Source organism: Pseudomonas sp. SJZ103 (assembly GCF_007828335.1).
In the GTDB taxonomy this organism is placed as follows: domain Bacteria; phylum Pseudomonadota; class Gammaproteobacteria; order Pseudomonadales; family Pseudomonadaceae; genus Aquipseudomonas.
This window is the reverse complement of sequence record NZ_VIUN01000028.1, coordinates 1-17,566: the sequence shown is the minus strand read 5'-3', so window position 1 is coordinate 17,566 and position 17,566 is coordinate 1. Positions and strand designations below refer to the sequence as shown.

13 protein-coding genes and 1 pseudogene are annotated in these 17,566 nt (G+C 61.2%); 13 read left to right on the top strand and 1 reads right to left on the bottom strand.

Going from position 1 to position 17,566, the window contains the following annotated elements; genetic code table 11:
- Positions 1 to 748 precede the first annotated feature (748 nt).
- The 10 genes and pseudogenes from FBY10_RS32430 to FBY10_RS31090 all read left to right on the top strand — a co-directional run.
- Positions 749 to 845: pseudogene (locus FBY10_RS32430) on the top strand (transposase); the annotation flags it as partial.
- 265 nt (positions 846 to 1,110) lie between these two features.
- Complete coding sequence (locus FBY10_RS31130) at positions 1,111 to 2,700, top strand: ShlB/FhaC/HecB family hemolysin secretion/activation protein (protein ID WP_145338842.1); 1,590 nt, start codon at positions 1,111 to 1,113, stop codon at positions 2,698 to 2,700.
- Between the two features lie 24 nt (positions 2,701 to 2,724).
- Positions 2,725 to 4,524, top strand: a complete 1,800-nt coding sequence (locus FBY10_RS31125; protein WP_145338843.1) for a DUF2341 domain-containing protein — start codon at positions 2,725 to 2,727, stop codon at positions 4,522 to 4,524.
- Positions 4,525 to 4,535: 11 nt separating this feature from the next.
- Positions 4,536 to 4,961, top strand: coding sequence for a biopolymer transporter ExbD (locus FBY10_RS31120; protein ID WP_131700693.1), 426 nt, complete (start codon positions 4,536 to 4,538; stop codon positions 4,959 to 4,961).
- A gap of 3 nt (positions 4,962 to 4,964) precedes the next feature.
- Positions 4,965 to 5,669, top strand: a complete 705-nt coding sequence (locus tag FBY10_RS31115) for an energy transducer TonB (protein WP_131700694.1) — start codon at positions 4,965 to 4,967, stop codon at positions 5,667 to 5,669.
- Between the two features lie 46 nt (positions 5,670 to 5,715).
- Positions 5,716 to 7,416 (top strand): putative porin, encoded by a 1,701-nt coding sequence (locus FBY10_RS31110; RefSeq protein WP_145338844.1) that lies wholly within the window; start codon positions 5,716 to 5,718, stop codon positions 7,414 to 7,416.
- Between the two features lie 18 nt (positions 7,417 to 7,434).
- Positions 7,435 to 8,061: a DNA repair protein gene (locus tag FBY10_RS31105; protein WP_131700696.1), complete on the top strand. Its 627-nt coding sequence runs from the start codon at positions 7,435 to 7,437 to the stop codon at positions 8,059 to 8,061.
- Positions 8,062 to 8,081: 20 nt separating this feature from the next.
- Positions 8,082 to 8,543: a YbjN domain-containing protein gene (locus tag FBY10_RS31100; protein WP_145338845.1), complete on the top strand. Its 462-nt coding sequence runs from the start codon at positions 8,082 to 8,084 to the stop codon at positions 8,541 to 8,543.
- Positions 8,540 to 9,481, top strand: a complete 942-nt coding sequence (locus tag FBY10_RS31095; RefSeq protein WP_145338846.1) for a peptidylprolyl isomerase — start codon at positions 8,540 to 8,542, stop codon at positions 9,479 to 9,481. Before FBY10_RS31100 ends, FBY10_RS31095 begins: the two co-directional genes overlap by 4 nt.
- Positions 9,482 to 9,532: 51 nt before the next feature.
- The gene (locus tag FBY10_RS31090) at positions 9,533 to 10,510 is read left to right on the top strand and encodes a LysR family transcriptional regulator (protein ID WP_145338847.1); all 978 of its coding nucleotides are present in this window, start codon (positions 9,533 to 9,535) and stop codon (positions 10,508 to 10,510) included.
- Between the two features lie 26 nt (positions 10,511 to 10,536).
- Here FBY10_RS31090 and FBY10_RS31085 read toward each other — a convergent pair whose 3' ends face one another.
- The gene (locus tag FBY10_RS31085; protein WP_145338848.1) at positions 10,537 to 15,147 is read right to left on the bottom strand and encodes a dermonecrotic toxin domain-containing protein; all 4,611 of its coding nucleotides are present in this window, start codon (positions 15,145 to 15,147) and stop codon (positions 10,537 to 10,539) included.
- Positions 15,148 to 15,305: 158 nt separating this feature from the next.
- Here FBY10_RS31085 and FBY10_RS31080 point away from each other — a divergent pair, with 158 nt between their 5' ends.
- The 3 genes from FBY10_RS31080 to FBY10_RS31070 are packed head-to-tail and all read left to right on the top strand — an operon-like array spanning position 15,306 to position 17,392.
- Entirely contained in the window at positions 15,306 to 15,860 is a 555-nt protein-coding gene (locus FBY10_RS31080; protein WP_131700701.1) for a histidine phosphatase family protein, read from the top strand.
- 45 nt (positions 15,861 to 15,905) lie between these two features.
- The gene (gene cobF / locus FBY10_RS31075) at positions 15,906 to 16,661 is read left to right on the top strand and encodes a precorrin-6A synthase (deacetylating) (RefSeq protein ID WP_131700702.1); all 756 of its coding nucleotides are present in this window, start codon (positions 15,906 to 15,908) and stop codon (positions 16,659 to 16,661) included.
- An 11-nt stretch (positions 16,662 to 16,672) separates the two neighbouring features.
- Positions 16,673 to 17,392, top strand: a complete 720-nt coding sequence (locus tag FBY10_RS31070) for an alpha/beta hydrolase (protein ID WP_145338849.1) — start codon at positions 16,673 to 16,675, stop codon at positions 17,390 to 17,392.
- Positions 17,393 to 17,566 lie beyond the last annotated feature (174 nt).

Below are 17,566 nucleotides of genomic sequence, written 5' to 3'. Positions count from 1 at the left end.
ACGGCGGCCCACGGATTCAAGCCGGAGTGAGGGCATACCGAGCCTAGGCGAGGTACCGAGTGGTGGGGCAAGAGCCCTTTGGTTACTTTGGGGCTTTTCCAAAGTGACCCGCTGTAAGAGCGGAACCCTAAGCAGCCGTTACCGCAGCAACGGATATGTACTCATTCCAACCCCAGCAAATGGTCGGCCCAGAGGCCGCCATCGGGGGCAAGTCGAATCGTCGCACCGCCCCTCCCACATTTCCAACCGAGTACACCGGGCACAACTCCGCTCAGCTCTAGGGCCGCCAAAGCAGCCCCCCGAAAAATTGCCCCCCTCACAATCCCAAATGAAGCTTTCATGACAAAAGTTCGGTAGCTCATCGCCACTTCCGTCTTGCCTATGTAACGCGCTGGAGGCCGCCACAAGCCGCCTCCCCAGCCGTCAGCGGGACGCCAGGAGTGGGGCAATGGGAACTATGGAACGTTACTCGAAAGTCGGCATGCAGGAGCTCGACCAGCGCCTGTCGAAGATCGTCGAGGCCGCGCGCAAGAAGCCGGTTTCGGTTTATCGCTACGGCGCGCCTTGGGTGTGGATCGTCTCCCAGGACGATTGGCAGGGCGCCTTGAAGGAAGTGTCCAGCTACATCCCGGCCGGGCATTCGCTGGTGTTGTTGCGCCCGCAGATCGAAGAGGTGCTCGGCCAGCATCGCGACCTGCTCCAGGCCGAACCGGGCATGTTGATCGCGCCGCAGACCGTGGTGCAGATCCTGCTGCTGCAACTGCTGTATTCGGTGCCCAGCGAACAGCAGCTGCACGAGCAACTGAACTACAACCTGCTGTTCCGCTGGTTCGTCGGCCTGGAGCTGAACCAGAAGGTGTGGAGCATCCACGTCCTGCAGCGCGACATCGCCAGCCTGTTGAACAACCCGCAGGCCGTGCAGTTGATCCAGACCATCATCGGTGAAGTGTTCTGTGGCGCCTTGCTGCACATGCCGGAGTTCTCCCTGAACTTCGCCTTGCTGCACACCTGGCTGGCGCGGCACAGCCATCTTTCGACCAGCAGTAATTGAGCAGGCCAGACGCCGTGCAATCGGCGACGGCGCAAAATCTTAGACAGTTAGGGGGCGGTGTGGAGCATCTGTTCAAATCAACGCTGGCGTTGTGCTGCCTGACGCTGGGCGTCCTGGCGCCACCGGTGTGGGCCGAAGAGGGCGAGCAAGCCCCGGCGCGCAAGGTGGACGTCAATGAGTACTTCGTGCGCGGCAATACTGTGCTCGATGCGGCGACGATCGAGGAGGCGGTGTACCCGTTTCTCGGCCCGCAAAAGACCCTGGACGATATCGAAGGCGCGCGCGATGCGTTGCAGAAGATCTACCAGGCGCGTGGCTATCAGTCGGTGTTTGTCGAGCTGCCGGAGCAGAAGGTCGATGACGGCATCGTCTATCTGCAGGTCAGCGAGACCAAGGTGGGCCGCGTGCGTGTGGTCGGCGCCAAGCACTATTCGCCGGTGGAGATCCGCGACGAAGTGCCGGGGCTCAAGGAAGGTGCGGTACCGGATTTCACCACGGTGCAAACCCAATTGGCCGGGCTCAACCGCAGTGCCGGTCGGCAGGTGACGCCACTGGTACGCGAAGGCCAGCGCCCCGGCACCATGGACGTGGATCTGCAGGTCGAAGACCAGAACCCCTGGCACGCCAGCCTCGGCCTGAACAACGACTACAGCGCCGACACCGAGAAGCTGCGCTCGGTCGCGACCCTGGGCTACGACAACCTCTGGCAACTGGGCCACAGCATTTCCCTGACCTACTTCACCGCGCCCCAGGACACCGACAACGCCAAGGTCTGGTCGGGCTCTTACAGTGCGCCACTGGATGAACGCTGGACCTTGCAGTTCTCCGGTTACCAGTCCGACAGCAACATCGCCACCATCGGCGGCAGCAACGTGTTGGGCAAGGGCCACTCCTATGGCGTGTCCGCCATTTACAGCTTGCCGGCGGCGGGCAATTGGGCCAATTCGTTTTCGTTCGGCATCGACTTCAAGGATTTTGACGAGCAGTTGAAGTTCGGTTCCAGCAGCGACCAGGTGCCGCTCAAGTACGCACCGTTCACCCTGGGCTACAACGGCTATCGCTACACCGAGCAATCCCAGTTGGGGCTGGGCTTGAACCTGGTGGTCGGCACCCGCGCATTCTTTGGCTACGGCAGCGACGCCGAAGAGTTTGATTACAAGCGCTACAAGGCCAGTGCCAGTTTTGCCGTGCTCAAGGGTGACCTGAATTACACCTACACCTTCGCCAACGATTGGCAGTCGGCCTCCAAGGGCGCTTTCCAGTTGGCCTCCGGGCCGCTGGTGTCCAACGAGCAGTATTCCGCCGGCGGCGCCACCTCGGTGCGCGGCTACCTGGCGGCCGAGCGCACCGGGGACGAGGGGTATTTGCTTTCCCAGGAACTGCGCACGCCGTCCCTGGCCAAGTTCCTCGGCAGCTACGTGCAGGAGTGGCGCTTCTATGCGTTCGCCGAAGGCGCGCGCATGCGCCTGCACGACCCGCTGCCCGAGCAAGAAGACGAATACAGCCTGGCCAGTGTCGGCCTTGGCACCCGCGCCAGTTTGAGCAAGTGGTTCTCCGGCAGCCTGGATTGGGGTTACCCGCTGCTCGATGGACCGAACACCCAGAAACAGGACTCGCGACTGCACTTCAGTGTGCAGGCGACTTTCTGACTTTTTCTTCCGGAGACTTCACCCATGCAACGCCTATTCCTGAGCCTGTTGATCTGCCTGGGCTTCGCGCTCCCGGCCACCGCCCATGCCTGGTGGCAGGACGATTGGCACTACCGCAAACAGATTTCGGTGGACACCACCGCCCAAGGCGCCGCGATCAATCAGGCCTTGGGCCGCACCGCGTTGCTGGTGCGCCTGCACACCGGCAACTTCACCTTTGACGGGGTCAAGGACGACGGCGCCGACCTGCGCTTTGTGAGTGCCGATGACAAGACAGTGTTCAATCACCAGATCGAAAGCTTCGACCCATTGATGGGCATGGCGTTGATCTGGGTCGATGTACCCAAGGTCGAAGGCGGTCAGCGCCAGGACATCTGGATGTACTACGGCAACCAGAAGGCCCCGGCCACCGCTAACGGCCAACTGACCTTCGACCCGAATTACACCGCGCTCTATCACTTCGATGGCGCCAACGCGACGCCGCCACGGGACACCACGGCCTACGCCAACACCGCGTTGAACGCCACCGGCGCGAGCATCGACGGCGTGATCGGCCGCGCCTTGCAGTTCGCCGGCCAGCCGCTGATGTTGCCGGCCAGCCCGTCGCTGCAACACGCCGCCGGCGCTGCCTTCACCTTCAGCGCCTGGCTGCGCCTGGACCAGGCCAGTGGCGAGCAAATCGTGCTGGCCCGGCGTGACGGCGCCCACAGCCTGTTGCTGGGCCTGAACCAGGGCTCGCCGTTTGTGGAGATCGACGGCCAGCGCGCGGTGTCGACCCAACCGCTGAACCCTGGCCAATGGCAGCACCTGGCGTTCACCGCCGAGGGCGACAAGGTCACGCTGTATGTGAATGGCCGTGAAACCGCCAACCTCGCCGTGGCCATGCCCGCGTTCAATACGCAGCTGGCGGTCGGCGCCGACCTGCCGGAAGCCGGCAGCACGTACCTGCCGTTCGCCGGGGCCATGGATGAGCTGCGCCTGTCCAAGGTGGCACGCCCGGCCGCGCTGTTGCTGGCTGACGCGAGTGCCCAGGGCGCCGAGTCGAAACTGGTGGCCTACGGCGTGGATGAAGAACAGTCCGGTTTCGGTTTCGGCAGCCTGGGCTTTTTGCTCAACGCCGTGCCGGTGGACGCCTGGGTGATCATCCTGGTGCTGGTGGCGATGATGTTCCAGTCGTGGGTCATCATGTTGCGCAAGAACCGCCAGGTCAGCCGCCTCAGCAGTGCCAACGAAGTGTTCCGCGAGCACTTCGCCCAGATCGGCACGCGCCTGGAGATGTATGCCGACGACGCACAGTTGGCTGAGCGCCTGAGCCATTCTTCGCTGTGGCGCCTGTACCTTGTGGCGGTCAAGGAGATCCGCACCCGCCGTGCCCAGGGCGCCGATACCTCGTCGGTGTCGGCGGCGACCATCGAAGCGATCCGCTGCTCCATGGACGGCGTGCGTACCCGTGAGAACCAGGCCCTGAGTTCCAAGTTGTCGACCCTGTCCAACGCCATCGCCGGCGGCCCGTACATCGGCCTGCTCGGTACGGTGCTGGGGATCATGGTGGTGTTCCTCGGCACGGCCATGGCCGGCGACGTGAACATCAACGCCATCGCCCCAGGCATGGCGGCGGCCTTGCTGGCCACGGCCATGGGCCTGTTCGTCGCGATCCCCGCGTTGTTTGGCTACAACCGCCTGATCACGCGTAACAAGGAAGTCAGCGCCGACATGCGGGTATTCGTCGACGAGTTCATCACCCGCCTGGCGGAGATGCACGGCGAGAGCCAGCACAGTGAAACCGCGCACCGTCGCGACCATCACGCATCGGTTCCGGCCTGAGGAGAATCGCCATGGCTTCCGTAAATGCCTCCCACGACGATGACGATGATGCCGCCGTTGACAGCATCAACATCACGCCCCTGGTGGACGTGCTGATGGTGGTGCTGGTGATGTTTATCCTCACCGCCACCGCCCAGGTTTCGGGGATCCAGATTCACCTGCCCAAGGCCAGCGCCTCGGTGTCGCTGTCGGAGGCCAAGACCAAGGCCATTTCCGTGAACGACGGCGGCCAGGTGTTCCTCGACGCTTACCCGGTGACCCTCGGCGAACTCGAGGAACGCCTGCGCGTCGAGAAAGCGCTGAACCCGGACTTCCCGGTGATCGTGCGCGGCGATGCGATGGTGCAGTACCAGAAGGTCATCGAGGTGCTCGACCTGCTGCGTCGGCTGGAGCTGTCCCAGGTCGGGCTGGTCACCGGCAAACCGAGCCAGGGCTGAGTCATGACCGCACAGATCCCGATCGCGCCATTGCCGGTGAAGAACAAACCGCCGTTGCGCCCGTTGAAGTGGGGCGCCGGCCTGTTGCTGGGCGCCGTGGCGGCCTGGTTTCTCTGGCAGTGGGCCAATGACATGAGTGGCGTACGCCGTGAAGCGCCGAAGGTGCCGACGATTATCCCGTTGCCGCCACTGCCGCCGCCGCCCCCGGAGAAGCCCAAGGAGCCCGAGCCCCAGGTTGAAGAGAAAGTCCCGGAGCCGGTGCCGAGCCCCGAGCCCGAAGAGGTCAAGCCGGCCGAGGAAGCACCGCCTTCACCGAATGAAGACCTGGCCAACCCGATGCAGATCGACGGCGATGCGCAGTCCGGCAACGACGGCTTCAACATCGGCGCCGGCAAGGGCGGCGGTATGGCCGGCAGTGGCGGCGGTGGGCTGGGGACCGGCACGTACAAGCAGTACCTGGCCGGTACGTATCAGCGCCTGATGCGCGAAGACCCTGAGCTGCGCAAGAAGGCGTTCTCGATACAGATAGACCTGTGGTTGGGCGCCGATGGCCAGGTGACGAAGGCCGTGGTGGCCAAGTCCAGCGGGGATGCCGAGACCGACGCGCAGATGCTCGCGTTGATCCGAGCGCCGCGTGCCACCCAGAAACCTCCGGCGTCGCTGACGCTGCCCATGCGCCTGTCCCTCAAGGGCCGGCGCCCGGATTGATTGCACGAAACCTCTTATCTACGGTTTTTACAGGAGTTGCGTACACATGATTTCCCCCGTGAATCGACTGACCCTGGCGGTTGGCATGGTCATCGCGACCCTGGTCGGGCAAGCGGCGGCAGCCCCGGTTGCGCCTTCGGAAAACGTCACCATCAACCTGATCCGCCTGCTGGTGCAGCAAGGTGTGCTGACCCAGGACACCGCCAATGGGCTGATCGCCCAGGCCGAAAAAGAAGCCCAGCAGGCCCGCCAGGCCAATGCCGCGCCGGTGGTCGCCAGCGGCCCGGCGACCGCGCCTGGCGATGTGCGCGTGCAGTACGTGCCGCAGGCGGTGCGCGACCAGATCCGCGACCAAGTCAAAGCCGAAGTCATGTCCACCGCCAAGAAGGAAAATTGGGCGCAGCCTAATACCTTCCCCGACTGGATCTCGCGCATCAGCTTCGATGGCGATATTCGTCTGCGCGACGAGTCGCGCTATTTCTCCGGCCGCAACGACAACACCATCACCGACTACGCCAAGCTGAACGACACCGGCCCCTACGACGTCAACAAAAACTCCAACACCAAGTTCCCACCGCTGATCAACACCCGCGAGGACCGCGAAAACCTGTTCCGCCTGCGGGCACGCCTGGGCATGAAAGCGGTGATCTCGCCCGAATGGACCGCCGGCATTCGTATCGCCACCGGCTCCGACAATAACCCGGTGTCCACCACCCAGACCCTGGGCGGCGGCTTTGGCAAAAAGGACATCTGGCTCGACCAGGGTTACCTGAGCTGGAAAACCACCGACTACATGACGTTGACCGCCGGGCGCATTGGCAACCCGTTCTACGCCACCGACATGATGTATTCCAACGACCTCAACTTTGACGGTGTGGCCGCGATCTTCAACCACAGCCTCAACAGCGAGTGGGGCCTGTTCGGTACCCTCGGCGCCTTCCCGGTCGAATACACCTCCGACACCGCCAGCAGCAATGGCATCGACAAGGAAGACAGCGAGACCAAATGGCTGTTTGGCGGGCAGATTGGCGCTGACTGGAAGATCAACCGCAGTAACCGTCTCAAGCTCGCCGCTGCCTACTACCAGTTCCAGGACATCGAAGGCGAGCGCTCCAGTCCTTGCTCCACCTGGCAGGGCGCGGCAGGTTGCGACACCGACGGCACACGTGTGGCCTTCATGCAAAAAGGCAACACCGTGTTCAACCTGCGCAACAACACCACCAACCCGGCTGATCCTGTCCGCACGCCCGACCCGCAATACGTAGGCCTGGCGTCCAAGTTCGATGTGCTGGACCTCAACCTGGTCTGGGACAGCGAACTGCCCAGCGACTTCAAGCTGCGCAGCCAGGCGAACTTCATCCACAACCTGGCCTACGACAAGGGCGAGATGCTCAAGCGCAGCGAAGGCGAGATCGTCAACAACCTCAACAGCAATGGCCAGTTTGAAAGTGGCGGCAATGCGTTGATGGTCTCGTTCACCCTCGGCAGCGCCCTGGAGATGCGCAAGCGCGGCGACTGGAACGTGTTGGCCGGCTACAAGTACATCCAGCCCGACGCCTTGCCCGACGGCTTCAACGACTCGTCGTTCCACCTGGGCGGCACCAACGCCAAGGGTTATTTCATCGGCGGCAACTACGGTATCGACAAGAACATCTACGCCAGTGCGCGTTGGTTGAGCGCCTCCGAAGTGTACGGCCAGCCGTTCGAAGTCGATGTGATGCAACTGGAACTCAACACGCGCTTTTGATGCGCAGGGAGATGCCACATGAACACGCGAATCTGCGCGCTGTTACTGCTGCTGGTCACCACTGGCGCTTCGGCCGAAGGCATGGAGGAACGCCTGCGGACGCAATTGCGCAGCACCACCCAGCAATTGCAGGCGCTGCAAAGCGAACAGGCCCAGGCCAGTGCCGCACGGCTGGCCGCCGAAAACCAGGCCAAGCAGGCCCAGGCGCAAATCAAGCAACTGACGGCCGAGCTGGAAAAGGCCCGTGGCACGGCTGAGCAACTGGCCGGCCAGCAACAGAGCCTGCACAGCCAGGCGCAGGCCCAGGTGGCGGCGAGCAACGAGCAGATCGGCAAGTTCAAGAAGGCCTATGACGAACTGCTGGTGCTGGCCAAGGGCAAGGAAGCCGAGCGCGCGCGCTTGCAGGCGGCCTTAAGCGAACGTGACACACAAGTGCAGCAATGTTCAGTCAAGAATCAACAGATGTACGGCGTGGCCCAGCAACTGCTCGCGGCCTACGAAAAAATCGATGTGGCCGAGGTGATGAGCATTCGCCAGCCGTTCGCCAGCAGCGCCCGGGTGAAGTTCGAGGAGCTGGCCCAGGGTTTTGGCGATGATCTGTACAAGAGCCGTTTTGATGCGCCCCAGGCAACTGCCAATCACTGATAGACAAGGAAGAAATCACCATGAGCGAATTGATCACCAGCGTCACCGTCCAGAGCCTTACCGAACTGTTGCAGGACGCCGGCTACCGGGTTAACCAGAGCGAACAGAACGGCATCGTGCAACTGCTCAGCGCCAGCCAGGGCATTGGCTTCGCCGTGCGCTTTGGTAACTCGGCGGCGGAGCAGGGCAGCTATGTGGATTTCACCTACAGCTGCGCGCTGCGGGTGCAGGGCGAGTTGCCCGAGGGCCTGGCCCCGGTATGGAACGCCTCGCGGCGCTTTGCGCGGTTGTCGGTGCAGGGTGAGTTCCTGCTGATGGAAATGGACGTGGTGGTGGCGGGCGTTGGCGCCACGCACCTGCGTAGCCAGCTGGAATTGTGGGACCGCCTGTTGCAGGAATTTATCGTCTACCTGCGTGAGTACAGCCAGCAGGCCGCGCAGTTGCAGGCCGCAGCGGTGGGCGAAGAGGCACCGGTCCTGTGAAAAAGCCAACCCTGATGGTCGGCGCGGGTGCGCTGGCCTTGCTGGTGGTGGCGGTGGGCTTGAGCCTGCGACCGGGCAGTGACCCGGTGGCGGCGCAGCAACCGGCACCGGTGGTCAATCCGGCACCGATCGGGCCGGCGGTGGCGCGCCTGGGCAATCAGCAGATCGACCTGCCGGAGCTGAAAAGCGTGCTGGCCAGCCTGCCGGCCGAATCCCGCGAGCAACTGCGCGGCAACCGTGGCGCCCTGGAAACCTGGATTCGCTCGAGGCTGGCGCAAAAGGCTGTGCTCGAACAGGCCGACGCCCAGGGTTGGCGCCAGCGCCCGGAGGTGGAGCAGCAGACCCGCGCCGCCACCGAGCAGATTGTGTTTCGCGACTACATGCTCTCGGTCAGCCAGGTACCGGCGGACTACCCCAGCGCCGCCGAACTGCAACAGGCCTACGACAGTGGCAAGGCGCAGTGGGTGACGCCGCCGTTGTACCGGGTGAGCCAGATTTTCCTCGCGGTGAATGACCCGCAAAACCTCGATGCCGTACGGCGCCAGGCCCAGGAACTGAGCCGCAAGGCGCAGGCCGCGCCGGCTGATTTTGCCGCCCTGGCCACGCAGTTTTCCCAGGACCCCGACAGCGCCGCGCGCGGTGGTGACTCGGGGATGCAGCCGTTGCAGCAACTGGTGCCGGAAGTGCGGGGCGCGGTGGCGCGGCTCAAGGTCGGTGCGGTCTCGGACGTGGTGCAAAGTCCTGCCGGGTTCCATGTGCTCAAGCTCATCGGCCAGCAGCCGGCGCGTACCGCCACCCTGGACGAGCTGCGTGAACGCCTGACCCAGGCCCTGCGCGCCCAGCGCCAGGAACAGATCGCCAAGGCCTACCTGGAAGGCATGCTCAACACCGCGACCTTGAGTATCGACGGCGCCGAGTTGAACAAAGTGCTGGAGTAACACGCCTCAACCCGCATTGGATGCACAGACCAACCAGACAGGGAGTCTCCCATGGCATTTCTCGAACCGTCTGCCCCACAGGGGCCCACTGCTTATCGCGCACCCTCCGAGCCACGCAGTGCCTGGTTGGCCCTGGCCAGTGAGATCGATCCGGAGGTGGCACGCTACTTTCTGGTGAGTGCGCGCTGCGGCTGTTTCATGCAGGCCGCGCGCAGCCTGAATATCAAGGCAACCCTGTTGCGCAAGCGCCTGGCCCAGCTGGAGGAACACCTGCGCCATGCGCTGTTCAGCTACCAGGGCAACGGCCTGGTGCTCAGCCGTGACGGCCAGCAATTGCAGGCACAACTCATCGCCCTGGCCCATGAGCGGCGCCTGCCGGTGCTGGAGCAGCCGCTGATTCGCCTGGCGGTGGCCGAGCCGATCCTGCACGACATCCTCGGCCGCGACCTGATCGCCTTGCTGCGCCGCAATGCCAGCGTGCGCCTGGAGATCATCTCCCTCGACAGCCACTTGTCACTGCAAGCGGTGGACGTGGACGTGGTGCTGTGGCTGGCGGACACCGATGGCCCGCAGCCGGGCCCGAGCTTTGTCACCGAACCGCCGCGGGCGCTGGCGCGATTGCAGTACCTGCCGCATATCGCCAAGCGCTATTCACGGCTGATCACGCGCCCGGATAGCGTGGAAGACCTGGCCGACTACATGCTGGTGCAATGGCAGCCGGACGCCCAGGTCGAGGCTCTGCAGCCGTGGAACCAGGTGGTGCAACAGCGCCTGGCGGCGGTGGTGCAGGTGCATGCCTATTCGCTGATGCTGGAGATGATCCGCTGCGGCGCCTGCATCGGTTTGCTGCCCCATTATATGAGCAGCTTCGACCGGGGGCTGGTGGCGTTACCAGGGCTGTTGGCCGAGCGCATGCAGCGTCAGGTGTGGCTGGCGGTGAACGCGCAGGTGCGCCACCCCGAAGCGGTGCAGATGATCGTCGAGCTGATCGTGAGTACGTTCGAGGGGCGGCGGGAGTGGTTTGATTAACGCGCGTTGGCCGGCAAAGGGTGTTGCTAGCCGGTCTTGGTATCAACCTTCAGTGTTTCGAGGTATTCCAGCTTGGTTTTTCCGCCCTCTACCTTGTAGGTAAAGACAGGGTATGACTTCCCATCGAACTCAGGGCCGGCTCGGTTAATGGCTTTCTGAAACTGTGGCTTGGCGGCCTCCCAGGTCTGACCGTTTGAGCCATAGAAAACCAGGCCGACCAGTGCATCGGGTGGCACGCCTACCGTCTTTATTTCGCTGTTTTCAAGCGCGCTGCCGGGGTGCTCGCCTTGTTGGTTCTTCAGGTCATTCAATAAGCCTTGCATGCCTTCACGGGCCTTCTCCCGCCCCAGGTATCGCGTGTCGGCCTGGATGTTCCCAGAGAAGGCGTCTTTTTCATGTATGGCCGTGATGTTGTCCTGGAGTTTTTCCGGCAGCGCCAGGATGGCCATGTTTCGCGGCAGGGCTCCAGCGTTGTCACCCATTTTGTAGTAGTTGGGCAACAAGTCTGCTTGAGCCAGGCTCCATTTGCGCAGCCCGCCGTGTCCTCTATTGGCCTCGCCCTGCGCACGAATGCTGTCAAGGTTCTCACCGGTGTTATGAAACTCCAGATGCGCATTCCTGAGCTGAAGGGTTCTGATCAGTAATCCGTCTTTTTGGAAGGCTTCAATGATGGGGCGATATTGTGTTCCATCTGTTGCAGTCGAGGTTGTTACTTCGGTGGTGGGCAAATGATTGTTTTCAACGACCGTTATGGGTGGTTTGGGCGGCACTTGCCTCGGTGGGGCAACGCTTGCCGGTCTGGATTGTCGCCGCACACTGGAATGAAGCACCAACGATGCCAGGTTGGCCAACAGATCCGCCATGGCCGCGTCCTTGTTGCCCTCCTTTTCACTGGCCAAGGTTTTAAGATCGCCGAGGATGCCCTGGGTCTGCAGTGCCAGGCCCACAACGGCCGCCGGCCCGCGAAGGGCCGGCAGTATTGCGTTGAGCAGCAGGAAGCCGCCTTCTTTGAAGGTCGCCCAACGGCTTTGCGAATTGGACACCGATTGGCGCTCGGCCAATGTTGCCAGGGCGTTGGCGTTGGCATCGTAGAGGTAGTCCATCAGTTGCCCGGATTGCACCTTCTCTGCAAGTGTGTCGATGGCATCGCCGTTGGTCGCCAACGTTGGGGCGGCAGGCCTGCGCGGTAACGTGAATTCATCGATAAACACTCTGTTTCTCGGTAGATGGGGCTCGCTGAAACCACCGTGATCATAAATGGAGCGGGTCGCTTCATCAGGTAGCCAGGCAACTGCGTCATCTTGGAGCGACTTTGTTTTACGCAGTGCCTCCATTAGCGCCTGGCGCGAAGGAAACTGTAGCAAGGGCTCTTCTGCTATCAAGGGGCGATAGAGAATATGCGGGCCTACCGAGCTGTCCTTGGGTTCGATCAGGAACATGTTTTCGACGACATCGGGTGTGGCGCCCGGCTCGCGTTCGAACGCCAAGGGACGCATCGTGATCTCGTTGCCATTGACATACTTTTTCCCTGGCGTGGGGTCAAGTATTGTCTGGAGGTACCGGTAACCCATGGCGTTATCAAAACCCTCAGCGCCTTTACTGGTCAGCTCCAAGGCTTTCATCTTCAACTCGATTGGCACTTGTTGCGCAAAGCGTAATTGACGTTCTGTCTTTTTGGCGGGGTCGTTGAGCAACTCGCGTTTAAGCAGCTCGGGATAGTTTTTGCCGGCATCTATTTTTTGAATCAGTTCTTTGAGAGCACCCTCTTGCCCCAAGGCAGGTATCAATTCCCCGGTTGGTTTGTGACGAACCTCTATGCGACCGCCCGGTAGTCCTGCAAGGTTTTGAATGAAGGCGTCGCTGAGGGGCATCCTGGTGGTTTGGATGGCTCCGAAGCCGCTGACAGGCACGGCATACGGCGTGTGGAATACCACTTCCACATCATTGATGTCATAGGGGGCGGGAGGCGGTGAGAGTGCGTTTAATTGGCTCTGGATAAAAGTACGGATGTCCGGGATACCGCTGTTATAGGTTTGCTCTTTGTGGCGGTACATATAACCCGCCAGTTCCAGGACGAGGTCGTGCAAGATGAAGCGGTTGGCATCGGAGGTATTTTTTATCCAATCGGACACCTTGTGCTGAGAGCGATCCGGTCGCTGCGTGTCGAGCAGTGTTGGCTCGGTGGCCACTGCTTTTGCTTCATGCCCGTTGATAATGATGTTCGCTTGGATATAGAACGCATCGACGTCTACCTTGGTCAAGTGGGTGCTGAATGTTTCGTGTGGTCTTGCCTGTTCGAGGTGTTGGTCCCATTTATCTTTGACGGCAGCCAGGGAGGCATAAGGGGTTACCTTGCCGCTCGGTTCGCAGACCAATACGATCGTGCGCCCTGCGACCTTGCGTTCGATAACCAGGTTGGGGGTTTGAAACTCCGGGGTGCCTGAATGGTTATTCTCGGTGCTGGCCAGCATGTGCACGGCTACTTCAGAATCATCCGCCAGTTTGGGGCATGTCGAGCCCTGGGGACACCTCACGAGCATGTCCAGGGTTTCGCGTTGCTCGTCATCCAGCCCCGGTTGCTTGATGCTGGCCAGGCGCAGGTTGTTACGTACCAGGTCACTGAGCATCAACCGGCGGTCTCCGGCGAAAATGGGCGTGACACCCACTGACGTGTCGGTGCCTGAACCAGGAATGGGGTCATTGAACGGTGGCCTGCCCCAATAATCGAGCCTGGCTGTCTGAAGTGCTTCGTTCAATTTACCTGGCAACTGGCTGATAGCCTGTTGGACAGCCGCTTTATCGATGTCGAGCGCGGTGCCCGCAGGGTCGCCGGTACGTGCCTGTACGTCCGCGCGGGTGTCGACAAACTTGCCGTCACTGCTGAACACCGGAGCATCAGCGCCTTCTACGTGGTTAATGGCCAACTCCATCAGCGGTGTTTCCAGGAATTGACCGGGATTTGCCGGGTCGGGGACGGCGAAGGCCAACTGCTGGACATCCACATTCAGTGCGGGCAATGCCTTGCTGATGGCGTCCTTGAGCAATCCGGCTACCACTGTTTGCCTGTTCGGTTCCCCTTCAAACAGACGCTGGCCGATGATGTCCACGGACCCAACGGGCGGTGGCGTGGGTATAGCCGCGTCGACCAGGTTGCGTCTGAACGGTGGCGTGGGCGTCTGGACGCTTGGAGATGGCAGGCCTTGGAGGCGCGCCAGGCGCTGCTTGGCTGTCTGTTGGCGTTCGCGAACCGCAAGGGAGGGGGCGTCGTTCGGAGGATTGTTTTTGAGCAGGGCGGGGAAACCGTCGCGAATGAGCCCCGCGTTTTGTTCGAGCCACTGCGGTGAGCCGTAATGCTCGCGGACTCCGTAAAACTCCATGATGCCCGCCATCGGGTAGCGATCCTCTACGAAGTTGTAGTTCGGTAAGCCCATCGGCCCGCTACCTCCTATCTCGCGGGCCGCTTTCAAGATGTCAGGTTGAACGGCTGCCCACGGTGCATATTCAGCGGGGAATGTGAGCCATTTGAGGCTGCCGTCTGAGTCTGGTCCCAAGGCCAACAGACTTCCATCCAAATTGATATGTACGCTTCGGGGATCTAGATTTTGTGCGTGCATGAAGCGCTTAAACGCGTCGCCGGAGAGGGCCTCTTTATAGGCTTGCACTGCCTGTTTATAGGATGAGTCTTCAGGCGTGCCGATGATGCCCCCATTAGCGCCGGTGCCGGGGTTTATGGCTTTGTGTGTCACTATTCTGCTGACCAGGCGAGCAACTTCCCGGTCGGCTTCCTCGACACGTTCCGAAGGTGTCGGCGTGCGGTTAGCGTCCGCTATCCCCCTGGTATGGCTATAGGTTGCCGTGGCGATGGCGTTTTCTACTTCGGCTTGTGCCGCCCTGACGCGCGTGATTTGCGGCGTAAGTGGGCCGTTGAAGGGCATCAGGGATTTGAATTTATCGCTGTGCTGTAAGTCGCTGATCGAACTGAGCAGTTCGCCTCGATGGTTCACGGGATCTTCGCCATAGAAGTTACCCACCACGTCAATGGGCGCGTTGTGTTCGCCGGTGTACTGGAACGATTCAAGTCGACCGGCGGCCACTTCTTTTGCCGCAGCCGCAACAGCAGCGGAGGCTTCTTTCCAACCGGGCTTATTGCGCGAGAAGAGTTGAATTTTGCCGTTGATGCTGCACTCCATTGAATCCGCAGAAGGGAACCACCTCAGGCTTGAGATATCGATGTTGTTGTCTTTGGCATAGCGTGCAAATGGCTCTTGTTTGAGCGCCTGCGTGAAGAGTGCCCACGCCTGGCCGAAGGTGGAAAACGCTGGTATGTCAGTGACCGTTGGAGGTTGATCAGCATTTTTTCTCACTGACGTCTTGTGACGATCCAGCAACATCAATGCAGCGCAATACTGGCTTGCCATTTCACTGTCGCTTTTCTGCACAAGGTGTTTGCTTTGTTCCTGAATGCGTTGAAAACGTGCATCCGTAGGGGAGGGCTGTAGCGGATTCACAGGCCACTGTGTGATTGTCTGAGTCAGTGATCGTTTGGCTCTCGAATGTTCTGGCGCTTCACTGTTCTGACCGGACCGCTGCGCGACCGGATGCGGCTGTACGGCAAACGTCTGGGGCGCGATTTTCATAAGGCTTTCTCGTAATAATGAGGGAAAAGGCGACACCGTGATCGCGCTTTGATGCGTGTACCGTGTGGCTTGTAGGGAGTGGTGTGTTTAAACTCGGCGGTTCCGCACATGTGTATCAGGTGTATACAGAGCGCTATCCCGATGCAGAGTGAGCAGTGATGCAGGCCACCCGCTTGACCCTCATTTGCCATGCCGCCACACCCGCTCAAAAGTACGGGCGTTTTCCCGATAACGAGTCCGTGATGATGGATTGGCAAGCCGCAGCGCTATCCCTTGCCGGGCGCTATAAGAAAAACCTGCGTCTGGTGTGCGCGCCCGAGGCACGTGCCTGGCAGACGGCAGGGTTGTTCGGCGGTCAAGCAGTGATTGAAGACGCCTTGCGCGATGGCGACGTTGGCGACTGGAGGGGCCGAGCCATCAGCGAGTTGGACAGCGATGCGTTGCTGGACTGGATGACCCACAGCGCCAGTGCGCCCCACGGTGGCGAGTCGGTTGAGCAAATTTGCGCGCGGGTCGCAGCGTGGATGAAAACCCTGGAGGCCCAGCCCGGGCACGTAGTGGCCATCACCCATCCCTTTGTTATTCGCGCGGCGATGCTGTATGTCATGCAGTGTCCGGTCTCGATGTTCTACCAGATCGACGTCGAGCCCCTGTCCGCTACCGAGCTGCGCTTCAACACGGTGTGGCGCCTGCGCCTGGAAACTCACGCCTGAGTGCTTGAACATGGCAAAATCCATGCCCCGCAATGAGAGCAACCCATGAAACGCATCCTCATCATCGGCATTGGCGCCGGCAACCCTGACTACATCACGATGCAGGCCGTGAAAGCGCTGAACCGCACCGACGTGTTTTTTCTGATGGACAAGGGCCAGAGCAAGGACAAGCTGATCGACCTGCGCCGCGAGATCTGCGAGACCTATATCACCGAACCCGGTTACCGCTTTGTCGAGGCCGACTGCCCCGAGCGCGTACGCGGTGAGATCGACTACACCACCGCCGTACAGGGCCTCAACCGCGACAAGCAGGCCACCTTCGAGCGCATGATCAACGAGGAAATGGCCGATGGTGAAGTGGGCGCTTTCCTGGCCTGGGGCGACCCTGCGCTGTACGACAGCACCATTCGCATCCTGCAGGCGATCCTGGCCAGTGGCCGCTGCGCCTTTGAATTCGAGGTGATTCCCGGCATCACCAGCGTGCAAGCCCTGGCGGCCCAGCATAAGGTGGCGTTGAACCGTATCGGCAAGTCCATCGAGATCACCACCGGGCGTCGATTGGCGGCGGGGCAGGCCAGCGATGCCGATACCCTGGTGGTCATGCTCGACGCGGAAGATTCCTACCGTACGGTGGCCGATCAGGACCTGGATATTTACTGGGGTGCCTACCTGGGCACACCGGATGAAATCCTGATCAGCGGCAAGGTCGGTGAAGTGGCAGAACAGATCGAACGGGTGCGCAAGGCGGCGCGCCTTGAGAATGGCTGGATCATGGACACTTACTTGTTACGCAAACCCTGAGGTAACGTCCCATGTTCAAACTGCTTGCCCTCGCGCTGACCCTGATGGCCAGCGTTGCCCACGCTGATTCCGAGTTGCACACCGATTTGCCGCTGGCGTACCTGGAACAGACCCAGGCCGATGCGCGCAACGAGCCGCTGGTGATTTTCCTGCACGGGTTCGGTAGCAATGAGCAAGACCTGTTCGGCATCAAGGACGCGCTGCCGTCCACCTGGACCTACCTGTCGGCCCGCGCGCCGACGCCGGTGCAGCCGAATGGCTTTCGCTGGTTTACCAAGACACCGGGTGACGGCGATTACGATGGTGTGACCGCTGATTTGCACAGCAGCGCCAAGCTGATCAAGGACTTTGTCGGCAAAGCCACCGCCAAGTATCACACTCAGCCTGACCGGGTGTTCCTGGTGGGGTTCAGCCAGGGTGCGATCATGTCGTATGAGGTGGCTCTACGTGACCCGCAGCTGGTGCGCGGCATTGCGGCGTTGAGTGGCAGCGTGCTGCCGGTGCTCAAGGCTGAGCTCAAGCCGGATGAGCGTTTGAACAAACTGGCGATCTTTATTGGCCACGGCACCCTGGACCAGGCACTGCCGTATGCGTCGGCGACGCGGGCCAATGAGGTGTTGGTGGGGCTTGGGTTGAAGCCGGAGTTTCATGGCTATCCGGGGATGAACCACACGGTCAGTGAGGCGGAAGTGCAGGACTTGAAAGCGTGGCTGGAAACGAGTTTGAAGTGAGCGCGCTGAACAAAGGTGGGAGGGGGCTTGCTCCCGATAGCGCAGTGACAGTGAACAGATTCATTAGCTGATCCACCGCCATCGGGGTGTAGAACCGTAGACATCGTTTACATCTGAAACCGGGGACATCGTTTACACATTTGAGGCCTGGACGCGGGTCATACCTCGTCCAAG

Coding starts and splice junctions, on each gene's coding strand:
- FBY10_RS31100 (WP_145338845.1), top strand. CDS start 8,082: ATGAGCGAATTGATCACCAGCGTCACCGTCCAGAGCCTTACCGAACTG.
- FBY10_RS31120 (WP_131700693.1), top strand. CDS start 4,536: ATGGCTTCCGTAAATGCCTCCCACGACGATGACGATGATGCCGCCGTT.
- FBY10_RS31125 (WP_145338843.1), top strand. CDS start 2,725: ATGCAACGCCTATTCCTGAGCCTGTTGATCTGCCTGGGCTTCGCGCTC.
- FBY10_RS31110 (WP_145338844.1), top strand. CDS start 5,716: ATGATTTCCCCCGTGAATCGACTGACCCTGGCGGTTGGCATGGTCATC.
- FBY10_RS31105 (WP_131700696.1), top strand. CDS start 7,435: ATGAACACGCGAATCTGCGCGCTGTTACTGCTGCTGGTCACCACTGGC.
- FBY10_RS31070 (WP_145338849.1), top strand. CDS start 16,673: ATGTTCAAACTGCTTGCCCTCGCGCTGACCCTGATGGCCAGCGTTGCC.
- FBY10_RS31080 (WP_131700701.1), top strand. CDS start 15,306: ATGCAGGCCACCCGCTTGACCCTCATTTGCCATGCCGCCACACCCGCT.
- FBY10_RS31115 (WP_131700694.1), top strand. CDS start 4,965: ATGACCGCACAGATCCCGATCGCGCCATTGCCGGTGAAGAACAAACCG.
- FBY10_RS31090 (WP_145338847.1), top strand. CDS start 9,533: ATGGCATTTCTCGAACCGTCTGCCCCACAGGGGCCCACTGCTTATCGC.
- cobF (WP_131700702.1), top strand. CDS start 15,906: ATGAAACGCATCCTCATCATCGGCATTGGCGCCGGCAACCCTGACTAC.
- FBY10_RS31085 (WP_145338848.1), bottom strand. CDS start 15,147: ATGAAAATCGCGCCCCAGACGTTTGCCGTACAGCCGCATCCGGTCGCG.